Origin of the sequence: Paenibacillus sp. UNC499MF, assembly GCF_900107975.1 — a bacterium.
GTDB lineage: Bacteria > Bacillota > Bacilli > Paenibacillales > NBRC-103111 > Paenibacillus_F.
Map to the genome: position 1 here is coordinate 355,992 of NZ_FNVF01000004.1, position 19,611 is coordinate 375,602.

The window sequence follows — 19,611 nt, forward strand, 5'->3', positions numbered from 1 at the left end:
CCTGCGGGGTGGAAGTTAACAGCGCCTGCCGCCGCACAAAAAGATTAGACGCCTCTCGTCATCTGGATGAACACCACTTTTTCTTGGCAAAGGAGATTGAGCGTATGTATGGGATCGAAACCAAGTCGCTGACGCTTTCTTACAATCAAACGGATATTATCGAGGATCTCGATCTGGAGATTCCGAAAGGTCAGATTACCGTCTTGATCGGCTGCAACGGCTGCGGTAAATCGACGCTGCTGCGCTCCATGGCCCGGCTGATGAAGCCCAAAAACGGAGCCGTGCTGCTGAACGGCCAGGAAATCGCGAAGCAGTCCACCAAGGAAGTGGCCCGTCAGATGGCGATTCTGCCGCAGGGTCCTACCGCTCCGGAAGGAATGACTGTCTTCGAACTCGTGAAGCAGGGGCGCTATCCGCACCAGAACTGGCTCAAACAGTGGACCCGGGAAGACGAGGCTGCGGTAACGAAGGCGCTGGAAGCGACGGGGATGGCTCCGCTGGCCGAGCGCCAGGTGGATTCGCTGTCGGGCGGGCAGAGACAGCGGGCCTGGATCGCCATGACGCTCGCGCAGGGAACCAATACGATCCTGCTTGACGAGCCGACGACGTATCTCGACATGACGCATCAGATCGAAATTCTCGATCTTCTGTGGGAGCTCAACGAGAAGGAGAACACGACGATTGTCATGGTTCTTCACGATCTCAACCTGGCCTGCCGCTATGCGCACCATATCGTCGCTATTTGCGACAAGAAGGTCTATGCCGCGGGCAAGCCTGAGGAAGTCGTGACGGAGGAACTGGTCCGCCATGTGTTCGGCCTGAACTGCCGTCTGGTCCGTGATCCTATTTTCGGAACGCCTACGTGTGTGCCTTTCGGCAAAGGGCGCAGACTTCCGGGCTGCGAGGAGATGGTGAATTACGTGAACGCCAAAACCGCGACGTCCCCGGATTCGCCTTTGTCTGACCCGGCGCCTTTGCCGGTTTAATCGAATAGATCGTGACGCGGCGGCCCTTGCGGGCGGCCGTTTTTTGTTTCGCCCGGTAGTCCTCAAGAACTTATATTGATTTATTGAACATAGGTCAATAATAACTGGACACACCCTCTCCTTTCCGATAGAATAAACCTCTGTTTATATACAGACTTATATACAGACCGTTAAAATCCTAGACTAATACAAGCAGGTGACAGCATTGAGCAAACAAGATTTAAACGGGGGAGCTTCAGGCCCGGCAGCAGGTGAAAAGAGCGGGGAGCGTTTCTCTTCTCTCGGTTTTATCATGTCGGCGATCGGGAGTGCGATCGGTCTCGGCAACCTTTGGAAATTTCCGTATATAACGGGGATATATGGCGGAGCGGCTTTTGTGCTCCTGTTCATCATCTGTCTTATCATCGTCGGTATGCCGGTCCTACTGGCCGAGATGGCGATAGGACGGGCGGGACGGGGCAACGCCTCTACCTCTTTTCTTAATTTGTCGGGTTCCAAACGCTGGAGCTTCTTCGGTTTTCTCGGAGTGTTCGGTTCCTTTATGATCACCTCCTTTTATTCCGTTATTGCGGGCTGGACGCTGCATTACGCGCTTAGTTCCTTTACGGGTGCCTTGTACAAAGGAACGGATTATGCCGTTCAGTTTCAAACCTTCACTTCCGGCTACAGCCCGATTGCCTGGCAGTTCCTCATCCTGGGGCTGTCCGGCTGGGTCATTGCGCGCGGTGTATCCGGCGGTATCGAAAAATTCAACAAGGTGCTCATACCCGCGCTTGCGGTTGTGCTGCTCATTCTGATGGCACGCGCCTTGACGCTTCCGGGAGCCGGAGCGGGCATTGAATTTTTCCTGAAGCCGGATTTCAGCAAGCTGACGGGCGAATCCGCGCTCGTTGCCCTCGGACAGGCCTTCTTCTCGATGTCGATCGGGATGGGCGTCATGATCACGTACGGCTCTTACGTGCGGAAAGAACAGTCCCTCGGCAAGGCGACCGTAGCGGTTACGGGCGGCAATCTGCTGTACGCCCTTATCGCGGGTCTCATCGTCTTCCCGACGACGTTCTCCTTCGGACTGGAGCCGGCTCAAGGCCCCGGACTCGTGTTCGTCGTGCTGCCCGCGGCATTCTCTTCGATGCCACTGGGCGCGGCCTTTGGTGGACTGTTTTTCATCCTGCTGGCTATCGCCGCCTTCACCTCGATCCTGTCGCTGCTGGAAGTGCCGGTGGCCTTCGCGATGGACCGCTGGAAATGGTCCCGGCTTAAGGCGACGTCCTGGACGACCGCGGTTTGTTTTATCGTCGGGGTACCGTCCGCCTTGTCGGTCGGCGGTGTTCTGAGCGGCTTCAAAATCGGCGGCAAGACGGTGTTCGATTCCTTGGACTTCGTCACCTCCAACGTTCTCCTTCCTGTCGGCGGCCTGGTCGTTACGCTCTTTATCGCGTACGCCTCGAAACGCGCCATGGAGGAAGCCGGTCTCAAAGGCACGCTGCTGCGTGTGTGGGCGTTTCTGCTTCGCATCGTGATTCCGCCGCTGATCGTCCTTATTTTCCTGTATTCGGTCGGAATCATTTCTTAGTCGGTCAAACAGCTTGTTAGCATAAACCCTGCAAGGTTGCCTCATCCTATAGGAGTCTGAATTCCTATCGAGACGAAGGAGGCTTCAACCATGACCGAACGCGATTCCAGTCTGCAGTCGCAAAACCCGATTTCCCAGGCGCAAAATTCCCTGGAAAAGGTCCACAACGCCGTCTCCCAGGCGCTGTCCCACCCGACGGCCAAGCTTGAAGAGCAGGCGGATCAGGCCATCCGGCATGCCAAACGCGCCGTTGAGGACGCTTCGCTGAGCCATAATCAGCCTGCGTTCGAGGAAGTCGAGACCGGCCTGCGGCAGGAGATAGAAGACCTGCATAACGGCACGCGTTCCTGAAGCTTCCCTGCCCCGGCAGGTTCAGGCGGCTCCGTTCCCTTCAGCCAGGCTGTGGGGAACGGGGCTTTTTTTGTGCAGTAACCGGGCTTGCAGACCTTCGGCGGCCGCTCTTACGTGCATGATTTAGTTCGTCCCTTCGTTTTGTGCTATCATAAAAAAGAAACAAGCAGACGTCATATGCCTTGTAAACCCAGAAAAATGGAGGCTGGTCAAAATGCCGAAACAGTTAAACGATACAACCGTTCTGAACAACGATGTCCGAATGCCTTGGTTCGGGCTTGGGGTGTGGAAAGCCGCGGAAGGCGGAGATGTCGAGCGCGCTGTGCGCACCGCCATCGAAGTGGGTTACCGCAGCATCGACACGGCGGCAGTTTACGGGAACGAAGCGGGCGTGGGCCAGGCGATCAGAGACAGCGGCGCCAAACGCGAGGACCTTTTTATCACCACAAAGGTGTGGAACGCCAATCAAGGCTACGAAACGACGCTGCAGGCTTTCGAAGAAAGCCGCGGCAAGCTTGGTCTGGATTACATAGATCTGTATCTCATTCACTGGCCGGTTAAGGGCAAATACAAGGAAACGTGGAGAGCGCTGGAGAAGCTGTACCGTGACGGAAGCGTGCGCGCAATCGGCGTGAGCAACTTCCATGTTCATCATCTGGAAGATCTCCTGAAAGATAGCGAGATCGTTCCGGCCGTGAACCAGGTGGAATTTCACCCGCGCTTGACGCAGCAGCCCCTCCGGGATTTCTGCCGCAAGAACGGTATCCAGCTGGAGGCATGGAGCCCGCTTATGCAGGGCCAGCTGCTGGATAACCCGGTGCTGATCGAGATCGGCGAGAAGTACGGCAAAAGCCCGGCTCAGACCGTGCTGCGCTGGGATGTCCAAAGCGGAGTCGTCACCATTCCGAAGTCCATCACGCCCGAGCGTATCGCGCAAAACGCCGATATTTTCGACTTCGAGCTTACCGCGGAGGAGATAGGGCGTATCGACGCTTTGAATCTGGATCAGCGTGTGGGTCCGGACCCGGACAATTTCGACTTTTAAAATAGGAGTAAGTTTAAGCTGCCCTGGCTATCCGGCCGGGGCGGCTTTTTTGGTGTGCAGCTGGAAGCATGCAACAAATCTTAAGTTTTAATGATGAAGCTTTTAAAGACCCATATGAATGTGTGAGTAGTATTTATATACGTCCTATGGAACCTCCGGTTTGAACTTATGAAAAGAATATAATTTTATGTACTCTTTGTGTGATTCGACTTACAAATATGTAAAAAAATTGTATGGTTGTTTCGAGATAATTTGTAATCAGTGAACCGGGAAGGAGGCTGCGTCTATTCAACTTAAAAATAAACCGTGTTGGCGCTTTATAGTAAATTTGGCTGTGCTGTCAAGTATAGTTTTAGCTTCCGGCTGTTCTTCCGAACAGTCCCAGAATAAACAGCTTGTTAACGACCCTGACTCTCCTGCCTTGAAGCTAAAAGCTGCCAAGCAAACAGAGTACCCTCTAGTCTTAAAGGATGCTTGCAGGGAAGAGGTTACCATCCCGAGTGAGCCACAACGAGTTGCGGTAGACAATGATGAACTTAAAGACTTTATGAAAGTTATTGGCGCAAGCGACAAAATCGTCGAAGTAACGGAAGATTCGGCAAGTAGTTTATGGGGAGCGCGGGAAACAATTTTAGCTAAATCCAAACCGGATTTTTTCATCTACCCAGCTCCTTCCGTTCTGGTTTATCCAGGTTCGGAGATGTGCATGAATATACAAAGCTTTCGAACAATGGGGTTTCCTATCTGGGTAACAGGGCATTCCGAGATTGCCCGGATTGCTTCGGATATGCTTACCGTCGGGATCATTCTAAACAGGCGGGAGCTTGCGGAACAGGCCTCGGACAAGTTGGGGAAGGTAATCGCGCAGGTGAAGGAAGCCCGAAAGGGAATGCCGGTGAAAAAAATTTACTGGGAGCTCGGGTACAATCGTTCTTTTTCCAAGAATAATCAAGTGTCCAGCGTAGGCGTAGGAAAAAATACGTTGGAAGATGATTTGCTTTCAACGGCCGGAGGAGAGAATATTTTGCCGTGGTTAGACAACCAAAGCCCGGATAGCTTCCCCACCACGCTGGAACAACTGCGCAAGGCTGATCCGGATCTGATTTTATATCAAAATTACTTCCGTTCACCCGAGTATGTTCCTCCTGAGGAACGCGAGGAGTGGCAGAGCCTGCGTGCCATACGGACCTCACAACTGTATGTTTATCCTTTTGATGAAATGCGCTATAGCGGCCTACCAGACAATCTAATGGCGCTCCTTAAGGCTATTCATCCAGAAGCTTACAGCCGAATTACTGTAAATAATTGAAGCAAGCATACTGGATTAAGGAGGGAAGTTTTATTCATAATCCTGGAAAGGTTATCCAAAGCGGAGGATCATGCAAGAGGGGGATTGACCATTAAACATGAACGCTGGTTAGGTATGCTTGTACTCGCATCGGCTTTGACACTGGTTTTCGGTTGTTCATTTTCATCCCCAATGCCGGACGTAACAACATCCAAGGCCTCTTATCCATTAAAGCTTACGGATAGCTGTGGGCGTGATGTTTTTATTCCGCAAGAACCTAAAACGGTGACTGTACTTGATTCTTGGGAAAACGATTTTATGGAGACCATCGGGGCAGGTCATAAAAGTAAACCTTTTATGGGGGGGGCGGGACCATCAATCGAAGCCATGTTACACGAAATAAAAGATGAAAAGACGGATTTGGTTTTAATCGATTGGAGAAGAGAATTCGAAGCGGAAATATCATGCACCATCGCGGATAAATTGTCACGTAATGGAGTGACTGTATACGCTGCCGATCAAACCACAATTCCTAAAATTGCTCAAGAAATGAAACAAATCGGCAAGATGCTGAATCAAAGTCAAACAGCAGACAATGCCTCGGAGCGGCTTGCCCAAGCCTTACAAAAAGCGCAAGAAACTTTAAACGCCGACGGTCCTAAAAAAGTATTTTGGGAGATCCAAGTTAATGAAGGAGACGACGGGAATCCACAGTATTCGACAATCGTTCCTCAAAGTCTGGAACAGAACATACTGACCGAAGCGGGAGGGAGTAATATCGCGGCGAATGAGAAACCGTTTGTGCCTGGTCAGGTCCGAATCCAGGACGGTTTTATTCGATCGGCCGATCCTCAATATATTCTCATTAACGAGTATGAAGCGCTTAATAACAGGAACTACACGCCGGTTCTTGAAAGGATCGCCTGGAAAAATATTAAGGCCGTCAGAGATAATCGAATTTTATCGCTGCCTACTTCATTCGGCTTTCCCGGTACGCTCCACCAAGATATCCTTTTACTGGCTAACTTTTTAAACCAAGAATAAAATAGTGATTTATGGAGGGATCCAATGAACCCGAATAACCGAAAAAAAATAAAAAATGGTATGATATCCGTATTTTCGGCTGCATCTGTTTTTTTTGCGGTAACAGCTTATGCTGAACAAGGAGGCTATGCTAAACCGATAGAATTTTATCAGTCTTATGTTAGAAGCAATGTCAGTTATGAGATTAACAGGAATACTTACACAAGCAAATACAATTGTCTAGCTTATGTGTTGGGGGTCAGGGACTATACAATCTGGCCATGGGGTCAGAATAATCCAACATCCGGTGAAATGACTAATGTATTAAAACAATTCGGCTACAGTCCAATAAATAATGGATCACCTAACAATCCACCTAAATTGGTTACTTATGGTACGTTAAATAATGTTGGACATATAGGGAAAGTAGTAGAGGGAACTAACAACGTAACAGATTCTAAATGGGGAGCATACGAACTGGTTAAGACATATTCACTGAGCCCCTATACTAGTTCTCCGGGATACGGACCCGCAGTCCAATATTATTATTAGGAGGGATACGTGTGAAAAAAATAATTACATTTAGTGCGCTTGCGGGACTATTTTTGGGTCTTAGTTATACGTACCTGTTCAGCCCACCTACCTCTGCCTCACTATCAACTAAAACCTATATAAATTTAACCGATATGCGGAAAGAAATAGACCGATTAACAAGAGAAGATCCTAGTTTAGGCCTTAGCTCCAATCCTTATGCTTTTATTAAAAACAATAAAGAATATGAGCGAATCGTTAAAATGGGTTACCCGGCGCTGCCTGTTATTGAAGAGCGGATTACGGAAGGAAACAGTTTTGGATTGGATAAATATATTTTGGCAGCTGCGGCTGAAGAAATAGCCAAAGTTGATTTGAAAAAAAGTGAATTTAGATGGTCGGACCCCGAAGAATTTACACGATCATGGAACCTCCATTTGAAAACTGTTCCGGATAAAGTAGACAAAATCGTGAGTTCCACGGAGTCTGCGGAATGGAAAAATGAAAAATTGGTTGAACTGGGTGCTCCTGCAATACCTTTTATTTTGGATATAGTAGAAAAAGGAGCAAAGGAACTGGAACCTTCGCTGCAAAAAATAGTCCATTCAAGCACGGTCTCCTCTGTCTCACCCTCCCAGTTTAATGCGCAGCTGTGGAAAACCGACCATAAAGAAGATACACGAATTCTGAAAACAATGGTTGATAAAGCGGTAGAAAAGGAAGTTTCTACACATTTTCGAATGAACAAAAATTAAGTAGGGTCTGTATGAAGGAGCTGTCTAAAGGTAGGTTACCTACTTTCGGACGGCTCTTGTCCTTTTAACGGAGACAATCAATAGTTGAATCAGGTACTATCTCTCCTCACTGACCAAACGCATAATTTCTTCCTTTTCGATCCATATTACAGGAAGGAATTGGGCCGGGTGGCTACAAAAGGAGTGTGGATCTATGGATACCGTCGTGATGGCGCGGGCGCTGTTCGGCACGTCAATGGCGTTTCATATTATTTTTGCGACTCTCGGGGTCGGGGTTCCGATGATGATCGTGTTTGCGGAAATTATGTATCATGTCAAAAAAGACCGGGACTACGTGGTGCTCGCCAGAAGGTGGACGAAAGCTTCGGGTATTCTGCTCGGCGTAGGCATCCCGTCGGGAACGATCGTCGGCGTGATGCTCTCTCTGCTCTGGCCGGGCTTCATGCGGATCGTCGGGCAGGTGATCGCCCTGCCGTTTCAGATCGAAATGTGGGCCTTTTTCTTCGAGGCCCTCTTTATGTCGATCTACTTGTACGCGGCCGACCGGCTGCCTCCGATCGCCCGGATCGTCAGCGTCATCTTCGTGGCGATCGGGGCAAGCGCTTCGGCGGTGATGATCACGGACGCGCATGCCTTTATGAACACGCCGCGGGGGTTTACCATCAACGCGAACGGAGACTTCGTCGACATCCGTCCGTGGGAGGCCGTGTTCAACCCGAGCTTTTGGTCGACGGCCCTGCACGTGCTGTCTACCGCTTATATGACAGGCGCCTTCGCCGTGGCGTCGGTAGCGGCCTATAAGCTGTTGAAGGCGCGCAAAGCTCCCCGCGAAGCGGATTACCACCGCAAGGGACTGTTCCTCGCGCTCATCTTCGGCGGCATCATGACGGCCTTCACGGCGGTCAACGGACATGCGACGGCCCAGATGCTGCACCATCACATCCCCGAAAAGCTCGCCGCCGCCGAAGGGCTGTTCGAGACGCAGTCTCACGCCCCGCTTGCGATTTTCGGCAAAGTCGACGAAGAGACGCAGTCCATCAAGGGCGCGATCGAGCTGCCGGGCTTTCTCAGTCTGCTAGCAGGCAACCGTTTCGACACCGTGGTCCGGGGCCTCAACGAATTCCCGCGGGAGAACTGGCCGCCGCTGTACATTCACACCCTCTTTAACCTGATGGTGTTCATCGGCATGTTCCTGCTTGCACTGGCCTTCCTGGGCCTGCTCATCCGCATCTGGTTCAAAAAGCCCTACCCGCGCTGGCTGTTGACCGTCCTTGTCGCTTCGGGGCCGCTCTCCATGCTGGGCATCGAAATTGGCTGGATTTTCAGCTGTACCGGCCGGCAGCCCTGGACGGTTTACCACGTGCAGCGGACCAGCGAAGCCGCCCTGCAGTCCAAGGGCATCGGCACCCTGTTCGTCATGTTCATATCCGTCTACGCGTTCCTGCTTGTCGTGACGTCGATCGTCATGCACGTCTACTTCAAGCGGCATCCCGTCTCGGAAGCACTCGGACTTGCCGCCGCTAACGGAGAACAGCCTCAGGCTGCCAAGGGGGCGATTACATGAGCGACGTAACCTTGGCGGTAAGCGTACTGTGGGTATTCCTGTTCACGTATTCGATTCTCGGCTCCATCGACTTCGGCGCGGGGTTCTGGGCGATGTACTTCAGCGGTCAGCATCATACGAAGGCGGGAGCCCTCGCGAACCGGTATTTGTCGCCGACGTGGGAAGTGACGAACGTGTTTCTCGTCCTGTTCGTCGTGGCGCTTGCGGGTTTCTTCCCGAAGGCGACCCACATGCTGGGCGCGGCCCTGCTCGTGCCGGTCTCGCTCGTTCTCCTGCTGCTGCTCATACGCAGCACGTTCATGGTCTACGCCTATTCCGTGGCCAAGCACGGCCGCCTGCTGCGGGTCGTTTCCGGGATAACGGGCCTCCTTATTCCGGGGCTTCTGGTCAGCGTGCTGCCGATCACGCTGGGGGGATTCGTCACCGTCGAAAACGGTGTGCCGGCCCTTCACCTCGGCGAACTGTTCACCAGTTTGACGGAGTACGCGCATCTGGGCTTCGGGCTGTCGACCGAGCTGTTCATGTCCGCGCTCTTCCTGGCGGACTACTCCCGCGAGGCGGGGGACGAGGAGACGTACCGCGATTACCGCAGGCTGGCGATTATCTGGGGGCCGATTAACCTTCTGATGGCCCTGCTCACCGTGAGCACCTTTTCCGAGCATGCGCCCTGGATGGTAGAGGGTTTCAAGCGCTACGCCCCCTGGTTTGGCCTTTCCGTGGCCGCCTTTATCACTGCCTATATTTTGCTGCTAAAAAGAAGGCCGGACGGACGCAGCGGTTACCCGCGGGCTTCGATCATCACGGTCATCATCCAGTACGGACTGGCGAGCTATGCGTATTTTTCCGCTCACATGCCTTACCTGGTGTATCCTCATTTAACGTTCGACGAAGGGATTACGAACCCGACGATGTTCCGTTCGCTTTTTATCGGATATATCGTCAGCTCGGCTATTCTGGTCCCGGTTTTCTACCTGTTCTGGAGGCTTTTTCTCAAAGACAAACGTTATCTGCAAAAGGAATAGATCGGAGCAAACGGGGCCCTTCCGGGGCCCTGTTCCAGTTTGGTTATAACGATTTTCTCCGGCTTGTTCGGGTTGACATTCCTTTCCAACGGGTGATACAATCACACCTAGTTGACGCGAAAGCGCAGAAAAATGACCGGAGAAGAAAGGGTGGTATCGATGTTTAGAATGTTGCCTGTGCATGGACTGCATCCGTATGCAGTGAACAAGGGAACAGCTCAATATTCGGTACACCCGTTAAACCGCACGTCGGGATAGCGGCGTTCAGACGCCCGCATTTTCCTGAATAAGGGCTGCCAGCAGCCGGTTTAATGAAGCGCAGACTTTGCCGCGCTTTTTGAGGACGTACCGTTTGTTTGTTGAACGGTGCGTCCTTTTTTCGTGGCCCCGCAAGGAGGCCGCCCTCATTTTTCTACATAGAAACGAACGCGGAAACGGAGAAAAAGAGCGTTTTTCGTGGATTAAGAAAGAAGGTGACCTGTTTGTTCAGTATTTTGCAGAAGCTGAGCTGGTTTTTCAAAAGGCATTGGATCCGCTACACCGTAGCGATTACGCTGCTGATCGTGGCCGGTATCGCGGAAATTATTCCTCCGAAGATTCTCGGTTACGCGGTCGACGAGATTCATATGGGCTCGATTACGGCGGACCGGCTGTTCGCCATGATCGCGTGGACGCTGGGAATTACGGTCATTATTTATTTGATGACCTATGTTTGGATGTACCAGTTGTTCGGAGGCGCTTTTCTGGTGGAACGCGTGCTGCGTTCCAGATTTATGCGGCATCTGCTGAAGATGACGCCGACCTTTTTCGAAAAGTACCGGACGGGCGATCTGATGGCCCGCGCCACCAATGATCTCCGGTCCGTCTCCGCTACGGCGGGCTTCGGTATTTTGACGCTGGTCGATTCCAGCGCGTTTATGCTCGTAATTCTTTTTACGATGGGCGTCACGATCTCCTGGAAGCTTACGTTCGCGGCCCTGCTGCCGCTTCCGTTCATTGCGCTGGCCATGAAGTTTTACGGCAAAACGATTCACGAGCGGTACATGATCGCGCAGGATGCGTTCGGCCAGATGAACGACCAGGTGCTGGAAGCGACGGCGGGCGTCCGGGTTCTGCGGGCGTACGTTCAGGAAGCCAACGAGCAGGAACGCTTCCGCGAGCTGACGGAGGATGTGTACGACAAGAATATTGCGGTCGCCAAGATCGACGCTTTGTTCGATCCGACCATTAAGCTGCTCGTCGGGGCGAGTTACCTGATCGGCCTTGGCTACGGCGCGTATCTCGTGTTTCAGACGGAGCTTACGCTGGGGCAGCTCCTATCCTTCAACATTTACCTCGGGATGCTGATCTGGCCGATGTTCGCGATAGGCGAGCTTATCAACATCATGCAGCGGGGCAATGCTTCTCTGGACCGGGTCAACGAAACGCTGGGATACCGGCCCGATGTGCAGGACGTCCCGCAGCCGGCTGCGGATGCGAAGCCGGGGACGATCGGCTTCCGGGAAGCCGCGTTCAAATACCCGTCCTCCGTTATTCCCAATCTGGAGGACATTACCTTCACGCTGCGCCAAGGGGAGACCCTCGGCGTGGTCGGCCGGACCGGCAGCGGGAAATCCACGCTGCTGAAGCAGCTGCTGCGGCAGTACCCGGCCGGCGGCGGCTCGATCACCATCGACGGCGTGCCTATCCAGCAGATTCCGCTGGAGAAGCTGCAGTCGTGGATCGGCTACGTGCCGCAGGAGCAGATTCTGTTCTCCAAGACCGTGCGGGAGAACATCAAGTTCGGCAAGTCCGACGCCAGCGAGGACGAAGTGCTGCAGGCAATCGAGCGGGCGGCTTTCACGCAGGACATCGGGACGCTGGCGAACGGGCTCGACACGCTTGTCGGCGAGAAGGGCGTAGCCCTGTCCGGCGGCCAGAAGCAGCGTGTCTCGCTGGCGAGAGCCTTGATCGCCGACCCGGAAATTCTGCTGCTCGATGATGCGATGTCGGCCGTGGATGCACGGACCGAAGCGAGAATCATCGAGAACATCCGGCGGGAGCGTGCCGGCAAAACGACGCTCATCTCCACGCATCGGCTGTCCGCCATCGAGCACGCGGACCGGATTCTCGTCCTCGACGAGGGCCGGATTGTCGAAGCGGGAACCCACGAAGAGCTGCTGGCGCTGGGCGGCTGGTATAAGGAACAGTACGAGCGTCAGCAGGTCGAATCCAATTTGACGGAAGCGGGGTGATCGGCCTTGCACACAGGCAAACGTTTGGTGCAGTACGCACTTCATCATAAAAAATTGTTTATTCTTGCCCTTCTTATGCTTACGGTCGCGGTGGCGGCGGAGCTGTCGGGTCCTTTTATCGCCAAGCGGATGATCGACACGCATATCCTCGGAATCGAGCAGCCCTGGTACAAAATCCGGCAGGAAGCCGGCAGTGCCGGAATTGCCGCTGAAAACGGGGACACCGTAACCTACGGAGGTGACGTCTACAAACGCGGAGACCGTTTCGCGGAAGGCGAAGCGCGCGGTGACGAAGCCAGGCTGCTTCAGGTCGGCACGCGGTTCGTTTTCGTTAACGGGCCAATCGCCTTCGACGGCCAGCGGTCCTGGCAGGACGGCAAGCTGACGGTCACGAGAGGCGGAGAGAACGCCGTATACGAGGCGAAGTCGCTGACCCAAGGCGAGCTGTATGTGTTCTACCGGCCGGAACTGGCCAAATTAATCCGGCTTGCCCTGCTTTATCTAGGGCTGCTGGCCGTAGCGGCTGTTTTCACTTTCGGAGAACGATATATGCTCCAGGTTTCCGCGAACCGGGTTATCCAGAAGCTGCGGCTGGATGTGTACAGGCAGATTCAGCGCCTGCCCATCCATTATTTCGATAATCTACCGGCCGGAAAAGTCGTATCCAGAGTGACCAACGATACCGAGGCCGTCCGCGATTTGTTCGTGACGGTTCTGGCGAACTTTTTCACCGGCTTCGTTTATATCACCGGTATCTTTATCGCCTTGTTCCTACTGGACGTGAAGCTGGGCGCGATTTGTCTTCTGATCGTTCCGCTGCTGGTGGTCTGGATCATCGTTTACCGTAAATACGCTTCGCGGTACAACAAAATCATCCGTTCGCGCTTAAGCGACATTAACGGGATGATCAATGAAGCGATCCAGGGGATGACGATCATCCGTGCGTTCCGCCGCCAGAAAGAGACGATGGAGGAGTTTGAAACGCTCAACGAGGACTACCTCAAACACCAGCAGAAGCTGCAAAGCTTGAACGCCTTCACCTCCCATAACCTGGTCGGGGTGCTGCGGAACATATCTTTCGCGCTGCTGCTCTGGCATTTCGGGGGCGCCGCGATGGGGACGGGAGCCGAATCCGTAATCTCCTTCGGGGTGCTGTATGCTTTCATCGACTACTTGAACCGGCTCTTCCAGCCGATCACGGGAATCGTGAATCAGCTTGCGACGCTCGACCAATCCATCATTTCGGCCGGACGCGTATTCGAGCTGATGGATGAGCCCGGCGAAGACGTGGCCGAAGGCCGTCTGCCCCGCTACAAAGGCAACGTCAGCTTCGAGCAGGTTTCCTTTGCTTACAAGGAAGATTATGTGCTCAAGAACATCTCCTTCGAGGCGAAGCAAGGTCAGACAGTGGCACTGGTGGGTCATACCGGCTCCGGCAAAAGCTCCATCATGAATCTGCTGTTCCGGTTCTATGATCCGCAGAAAGGAACGATCCGGGTGGACGGCCAGGATATTACGGCCATGCCCAAGCAGCTCCTGCGTCAGCACATGGGAATCGTACTGCAGGATCCGTTCCTCTTCACGGGCACGATTGCGAGCAATGTCAGCCTCGGAGACGGCACGATTTCGCGGGAGAAGGCGGATGCGGCGCTGCGCGATGTCGGCGGCGAGCGCATATTCGCCAACCTGCCGGGTGGCTTTGACGAGCCTGTGCTTGAAAAAGGGAGCACCCTCTCCGCGGGCCAGCGGCAGCTGATCTCGTTTGCGCGTGCGCTTGCTTTCGATCCGGCGATTCTGATCCTGGACGAAGCGACCGCCAACATCGATACGGAGACGGAAGCCGTGATTCAGGCCGCGCTCGATGTCGTCAAGAAAGGCCGGACCACTTTCATCATCGCGCACCGGCTGTCTACGATCCGCAGCGCGGATCTGATTCTGGTCCTGCACCGCGGAGAGATTGTGGAACGGGGGAATCACGAAGAACTGCTGGAGCTTGGCGGCCGATACTCCCAGATGTACCGCCTGCAGCAGGGAGGCGGCGCTGCCCCGGACGGTGTCACAACCGGTATAGCCTCTTCTACTTAGAAGCCGCCTGGGGAGGCTCCGGCCCGCCGCTGCCCGTCGTCCGGTTCACGCGGCAGAACATGCCGGTGGACGATTCGTGACTGTGCCAAGCTTGCAGCAGATTTTCGGGAGAGGGCCTCCTTTCCTTTCCTTCACTATTTATGCCGGGCCCGGATAAGTCCGGGTCCTTTTTTTATAAAATTTAAGGTATAATTAGGAAGAAAGAAGGCGGACGAATGAAACGCGAAGACGTCCTCGTACGTAAATTAAACGAAGGGTCACAAAATTCCGGGTGAAACGGCTTGCATGATTCGCGGACTGCTCCCGCGTTTATGTAGGGTTGTCCGGCCCGAGAGCTATTCCCATCCGGGTGGAAAATCAAATAGGACGGGGCGTTTCATTCATACGCCGCCATCCTGCGAAAAGAGGGATTTATCGTGAGTTCGGAAACGAAACGCGTTTTGAATGTGGTTCAGCTTATTGTGGAAATCGGAATCATTATCGGCTACGTTGTCGGCCTTATCCCGTTCGGATTCTTATGGTCCGGCGGCTGGGTGGTGCCTCTCGTATTCGTGAGCGCCGTGATCGGCCTGATCAACGGCAACCGGACACTGCTTCCGGCGGTCGTCAACATCGTGCTGGCGTTCCTCAGCTTCATCCCGCTCGTCGGCTATGTCACGAGAATCGTCGGTCTGCTGGTGTCCGCGTACAACATTTCCCTGATCAGACGCGACCAATACTAAGCTCAGCTCCTTCCCGGGAAGCTGCGGCGCTTTGAACGAAAGAAAACCCGTAAATCCAATGATTTACGGGTTTTTTCTGTCTGAGGGAAGGGGCCTTTGGGGAGCTTATCTCCGCCGCCCCTTCCATTTTCGAATCTTCCGGACTAGAAGGTCCGGGCTTTTTCCTGTGCGTTTTTGATGGCGTCTTGTTTAATCTGCTCGGCGCGGTCGGGGAACTGAGCCATGCCTTCCACATAAAGCGTTTCGAAAGACGGTATGCCGAAGAAAGACATGATCGTTTTCAGATACGGGCTTCCGAAGTCCGATCCGGCTGTAGGGCCTTCCGAATAGATGCCGCCGCATGCATAGATGTGCAGCGCTTTTTTGTCGGTAAGCAGGCCGACGGATCCGTTCTCCGTATATTTGAACGTTTTGCCCGCCGTGCAGATCGTATCGATATAAGCTTTCATAAGGGGAGGAAAGGAGAAGTTCCACATCGGCGTAACGAAAACATATTTGTCTCCCGCCACAAACTGATCCGTCAGTTCGCCGAAACGCGTCACTTTTTTCTTTTCTTCTTCGGAAAGCTGATCAAAAGAGCTGCCCGAGCGAAGCTTGCCCCAGCCGCTGAAGACGTCGGTATCGATTTGCGGAATGTACGCTTTGTACAGGTCCAGGGTTACGATGTCGTCTCCGGGGTGATTTTCACGGTAAGCATCGAGAAAAGCTTTGCCGACGGCCATGCTGTAGGAAGTCCGGTCGTCATGCGGGTGTGCCGTAATATAGAGAAGCGTAGACATGAAGGAACCCTCCTGCGGATGCGGTAGATTTGTCGGTTTGAGGCGCCCGATTTCGAACGCTTCTGCTGACCACCATACGGGGATAATATCTGCCGTCCGCTTAAGGGGTATGCCTGCCAAATTCACTCAGCTTTTCATTCGGAGATACAACCCGGAAGCGCCGGGGTAAAAAGCTTAGGCACGGGAACCCTGAAAAAGAGGTGAGAAGCTTGGAAGTTCGCATCGGCTATGTATCGCAAGCGTTGGCTATTTATCACAATACACCGAGCTCCACGTTTACGTATAAAAGGTTCAAAGAAGGGCCTTACGAAGAATCGCTGGAAAAAGCGATCGAGGTGGGCCGCCGCAATCTGGAAGCTACGCGCAGAATCCTTTATTATAATGCGGCGCACGGGATCCGCCTGTACCGGCTCAGTTCTTCGCTGATCCCTCTCGCGACCCATCCCGATGTTCATATCGGGATCAAAGAGGTGTACAGGGAGCAGCTTGCCGAGCTGGGGGCTTTTGCCCGCCGCCATGATATCCGGTTGTCCATGCATCCCAACCAGTTTACACTGCTGAATGGTTCGGACGCGGTGGTGGATGCCGCGCTGCGCGATCTGGAGTATCACGCGGACATTCTCGACGGCATGGGAATGGGCAGCGACTGCTGCATCATTAATATCCATGTGGGCGGAGCCTACGGGGACAAGACGGCGTCGGCCGAACGTCTGGTCTCGAATCTGCCGCGGGTTCCGGAGCATATTTTGCAGAGGCTGACTTTAGAAAATGACGATAAAACCTACACGGCCGAAGAAACGCTGTCCGTGTGCCGGCGGAGCGGGGTTCCGATGATGTTCGATCTTCATCACGACTGGTGCAATCCGTCAGCCCGGCCGGGCATCGACTTGCTTCCGCAAATAGCGGAGACATGGAAGGGCCGCCCGATGAAAGTTCATGTTTCCTCGCCGAAGAACGACAAAGACTTCCGCTCTCATGCCGATTATGTGGAAGCGGGACCGCTGCTTGTTTTTCTGAAAGCGTGCAAGGAGGAGGGACTGGAGCGGCTGGATGTGATGGTGGAGGCCAAACGTAAAGATTACGCCTGCCTGAAGCTTGCCGGGGATCTTTCTTCAGTGAGGGGGATCAAGAGGCTGGACGGCGGTATTTTATCGATGTGACGAGGGGAGAAGAAGGCCCGTAGCTCTGCCGTAAACCGTAGAGAAATGACAAAAAAGTAACAGGTTGCGGAATGGGAGATTCTTCCGCAACCTTTGCGCGGATTTGTCCGTCTCAGATGGTGAGAACTGGAATCCAGTATGTTCCATTCCACCTATTCGAAGGAGGCAGGTCCGTTTGAAAATTATTCTGAAAGCAGGTACGGCAGTGGTTACTTCCGCACTGCTGTTCGGCACGGTTACGCCGGTTATGGCGAGCAAGGCGATTACAGGGGCGTCCGCGACTGTTGCGAATCCGGTTTCGGATCAAGGGAAAGAGCAGATCGACATTTCCCAGGAAGAGGTAAAAATAACTAAAGAGCAGGCTGTCGAGCTGGCTAAAAAATACGTTGCCCTTCCGGAAGGCTTCTCTTTGCAGGGGGCTAATTTAACCGTGTCCAGGGGATTCGGCGGCAAACCTGCCAAAGCCTGGAATTTGAATTTCAGTCATAAAGAGAAGAAAGATTATTCTTCTTATTTGTCCTATAGTCTGGATGCGGATTCCGGCGAGTTGCTCGGGTATAATTTCAACAGCAAAAATCCCGACAGCAAACCTGTTTATCCGCCGAAAACCAGCTTGGATCAAGCTAAAACTATCGCATCCGATTACATAGCGAAATTAAGTCCCGAGCTTCAAAAGCAGGTGAAATACAACGACCTGCGGGAATCTTCACGCAAAACTCCGCTGACCGTGTACGAAGATTACCGGTTTAGTTTCGAAAGAGTGGTGGACGGGGTTCCGTTCCCGCAAAACAATATCACGGTGGCCGTGGACAGCGAAGGCCGTCTTTCCGATTACCGCGTGTATTGGGATAAGGATGCCGCTTTCGATAAAAAGGAAGGCGTCGTTAACCCGGAACAGGCCGACAAAGCATTCCGCAATCAAGCGGAACCGGTGCTTCAATACCTCATTCCTTACCAGTCGAAGGAGCTCAAACCGGCGATCTCCTACAGCATGGCGGCGCTTCAGATTGACGCCAAAACAGGCAAGCCGCTGTATGAGAGCAAAGCTCCTGCCGCCGTCAAGGCACTGACCGAACAGCCGCAGAGTACGGGAACAGCGGTGACGACGAAGGAAGCGGCGCTTAAACGGGCCCAGCAGCTGGTGAAAATCCCGGCGGATGCCAAGCTTGAAGAAGCGAACTACAGCGAATATGAGAACGAATCCACAAAACAGACGGAGGCTAACTGGAATTTCCAGTGGGCGCTTCCGGGTAAAGACGGAGCGAAGGATAACAGAGGCTACGTGTCCCTCGTTATCGACGCCAAAACCGGTGAACTGTCGAACTTCTCCAACTACGACTACAGCACCGGCCGTACGGTGAAGCCGGAGGAAATTAAAGTTTCATTTGAAGAAGCGAAAGGGAAGGCCGTTGATTTCGTCAAGAAGACGATCCCTTCCTATACACATCAGCTTGTGCTGGAAACGACGGAAGCTCCCAAGACGGACGGCAAAATCGTTGGGATCGACCAGGATAACACGTACACTTTCCTGTTCTCCCGGATTATTGACGGGGTGCGGGTAGAGAACGACAACGTCCATGTGGCCGTGGACAAACGTACGGGCGAAGTCCAGAACAGCTACGTGAATATAAGCAAGCTGGCGTTCCCGGCCAAAAAACCGGCCGTTCTGGATAAAGACAAGGCGAAAGAGCTTCTGCTCTCCCAATATCAGCTTCGTCTCGTTTACCAGAGCGCCGGCATCGAAGGCCAAATTCCGCCGGGAATTCCTATCGAGCGCTACAATGTTCTCGTAGCTTCCGGCGAATATCTGGCGAACAGCCAGAATCAGAAGGCCCAGCTTGTATACACGCTGGAGAACAAATACGAAAACTCCGCTTATTTCCTTGATGCGGAGAGCGGCAAATGGCGCAGCCGGGATAACGGCGAAGTCATTTCTCTGGAGCCGGTGAAAGTTGACGATATCGCCGGCCACTGGGCGCAAAACGAGCTTCAGCTGATGCTTGATTATCAAGCCCTTGAGGTGAAGGACGGCAAGGTCAAGCCGGACCAGTCCATCAAGCGCGGGGAGCTCATCAAGATGCTCGTCATTGCCGACAACGGCGGGTATTATCCGGCCGGGGCGATGGACGGCCGCAGCAACTCGTTCAAGGATGTGCTCAAAAGCAGCGCGTATTTCTCCTATGTAGAAACGGCTCTGGACCGCAAGTGGATCGACCGGACGTCCGACGAGTTCAATCCGGACCAGCCGATCACCCGCGAGGAAATGGCATCTCTGATCGTCCGTGCGCTGAACTACAAGAAACTGACGGAGTTCGATAACGTCTTTAACCGTAACTTTGCGGATGCTTCCGAGCTGAAAAACATCGGGAACGCCGCAATCGTGACCGGAATGGGCATCATGAGCGCAGACGGCGGCAAGTTCAGTCCGAAGCTTGAAGTGACGCGCGCTCAAGCGGCGACAGCATTCTACCGTTATTTGCAGAAGCGCTAATT

The 19,611-nt window shown here is 53.4% G+C and carries 16 protein-coding genes; 15 read left to right on the forward strand and 1 reads right to left on the reverse strand.

Going from position 1 to position 19,611, the window contains the following annotated elements; translation table 11 throughout:
• The first annotated feature begins 104 nt into the window (after positions 1-104).
• The 13 genes from C4S74_RS12320 to C4S74_RS12375 all read left to right on the forward strand — a co-directional run bounded on the left by C4S74_RS12320 (position 105) and on the right by C4S74_RS12375 (position 15,179).
• On the forward strand, positions 105-986 hold the full coding sequence (locus tag C4S74_RS12320; RefSeq protein WP_103995619.1) for an ABC transporter ATP-binding protein: 882 nt from the start codon (positions 105-107) through the stop codon (positions 984-986).
• Between the two features lie 205 nt (positions 987-1,191).
• Positions 1,192-2,559, forward strand: coding sequence for a sodium-dependent transporter (locus C4S74_RS12325; protein ID WP_103995620.1), 1,368 nt, complete (start codon positions 1,192-1,194; stop codon positions 2,557-2,559).
• A gap of 90 nt (positions 2,560-2,649) precedes the next feature.
• Positions 2,650-2,910 (forward strand): hypothetical protein, encoded by a 261-nt coding sequence (locus C4S74_RS12330; protein ID WP_103995621.1) that lies wholly within the window; start codon positions 2,650-2,652, stop codon positions 2,908-2,910.
• A 214-nt stretch (positions 2,911-3,124) separates the two neighbouring features.
• Positions 3,125-3,955, forward strand: coding sequence for an aldo/keto reductase (locus tag C4S74_RS12335; protein WP_103995622.1), 831 nt, complete (start codon positions 3,125-3,127; stop codon positions 3,953-3,955).
• A 334-nt stretch (positions 3,956-4,289) separates the two neighbouring features.
• The gene (locus tag C4S74_RS12340; protein ID WP_258042470.1) at positions 4,290-5,264 is read left to right on the forward strand and encodes an ABC transporter substrate-binding protein; all 975 of its coding nucleotides are present in this window, start codon (positions 4,290-4,292) and stop codon (positions 5,262-5,264) included.
• Positions 5,265-5,348: 84 nt separating this feature from the next.
• A complete protein-coding gene (locus C4S74_RS12345) occupies positions 5,349-6,287 on the forward strand; it encodes an ABC transporter substrate-binding protein (protein ID WP_146065494.1) in 939 nt (312 codons plus the stop codon).
• A 24-nt stretch (positions 6,288-6,311) separates the two neighbouring features.
• Positions 6,312-6,818, forward strand: coding sequence for a hypothetical protein (locus tag C4S74_RS26225; RefSeq protein WP_146065495.1), 507 nt, complete (start codon positions 6,312-6,314; stop codon positions 6,816-6,818).
• 11 nt (positions 6,819-6,829) lie between these two features.
• A complete protein-coding gene (locus C4S74_RS12350; protein WP_103995625.1) occupies positions 6,830-7,552 on the forward strand; it encodes a hypothetical protein in 723 nt (240 codons plus the stop codon).
• A gap of 193 nt (positions 7,553-7,745) precedes the next feature.
• Entirely contained in the window at positions 7,746-9,116 is a 1,371-nt protein-coding gene (locus tag C4S74_RS12355) for a cytochrome ubiquinol oxidase subunit I (protein WP_103995626.1), read from the forward strand.
• Positions 9,113-10,138: a cytochrome d ubiquinol oxidase subunit II gene (locus C4S74_RS12360; protein WP_103995627.1), complete on the forward strand. Its 1,026-nt coding sequence runs from the start codon at positions 9,113-9,115 to the stop codon at positions 10,136-10,138. The genes C4S74_RS12355 and C4S74_RS12360 overlap by 4 nt, the downstream gene beginning before the upstream one ends.
• A 482-nt stretch (positions 10,139-10,620) precedes the next feature.
• Positions 10,621-12,372 (forward strand): ABC transporter ATP-binding protein, encoded by a 1,752-nt coding sequence (locus C4S74_RS12365; protein WP_103995628.1) that lies wholly within the window; start codon positions 10,621-10,623, stop codon positions 12,370-12,372.
• A gap of 6 nt (positions 12,373-12,378) precedes the next feature.
• Entirely contained in the window at positions 12,379-14,457 is a 2,079-nt protein-coding gene (locus C4S74_RS12370; protein WP_181024392.1) for an ABC transporter ATP-binding protein, read from the forward strand.
• A 416-nt stretch (positions 14,458-14,873) separates the two neighbouring features.
• On the forward strand, positions 14,874-15,179 hold the full coding sequence (locus tag C4S74_RS12375) for a hypothetical protein (protein ID WP_103995629.1): 306 nt from the start codon (positions 14,874-14,876) through the stop codon (positions 15,177-15,179).
• A gap of 143 nt (positions 15,180-15,322) precedes the next feature.
• Here the strand turns inward: C4S74_RS12375 and C4S74_RS12380 are convergent, their stop codons facing one another.
• Entirely contained in the window at positions 15,323-15,958 is a 636-nt protein-coding gene (locus C4S74_RS12380; RefSeq protein WP_103995630.1) for an FMN-dependent NADH-azoreductase, read from the reverse strand.
• A 200-nt stretch (positions 15,959-16,158) separates the two neighbouring features.
• Here C4S74_RS12380 and uvsE point away from each other — a divergent pair, with 200 nt between their 5' ends.
• On the forward strand, positions 16,159-17,118 hold the full coding sequence (gene uvsE, locus C4S74_RS12385; RefSeq protein WP_258042467.1) for a UV DNA damage repair endonuclease UvsE: 960 nt from the start codon (positions 16,159-16,161) through the stop codon (positions 17,116-17,118).
• A gap of 175 nt (positions 17,119-17,293) precedes the next feature.
• A complete protein-coding gene (locus C4S74_RS12390) occupies positions 17,294-19,609 on the forward strand; it encodes an S-layer homology domain-containing protein (protein WP_103995632.1) in 2,316 nt (771 codons plus the stop codon).
• Positions 19,610-19,611: the final 2 nt, after the last annotated feature.

Coding starts and splice junctions, on each gene's coding strand:
- C4S74_RS12320 (WP_103995619.1), top strand. CDS start 105: ATGTATGGGATCGAAACCAAGTCGCTGACGCTTTCTTACAATCAAACG.
- C4S74_RS12330 (WP_103995621.1), top strand. CDS start 2,650: ATGACCGAACGCGATTCCAGTCTGCAGTCGCAAAACCCGATTTCCCAG.
- C4S74_RS12335 (WP_103995622.1), top strand. CDS start 3,125: ATGCCGAAACAGTTAAACGATACAACCGTTCTGAACAACGATGTCCGA.
- C4S74_RS26225 (WP_146065495.1), top strand. CDS start 6,312: ATGAACCCGAATAACCGAAAAAAAATAAAAAATGGTATGATATCCGTA.
- C4S74_RS12355 (WP_103995626.1), top strand. CDS start 7,746: ATGGATACCGTCGTGATGGCGCGGGCGCTGTTCGGCACGTCAATGGCG.
- C4S74_RS12360 (WP_103995627.1), top strand. CDS start 9,113: ATGAGCGACGTAACCTTGGCGGTAAGCGTACTGTGGGTATTCCTGTTC.
- C4S74_RS12380 (WP_103995630.1), bottom strand. CDS start 15,958: ATGTCTACGCTTCTCTATATTACGGCACACCCGCATGACGACCGGACT.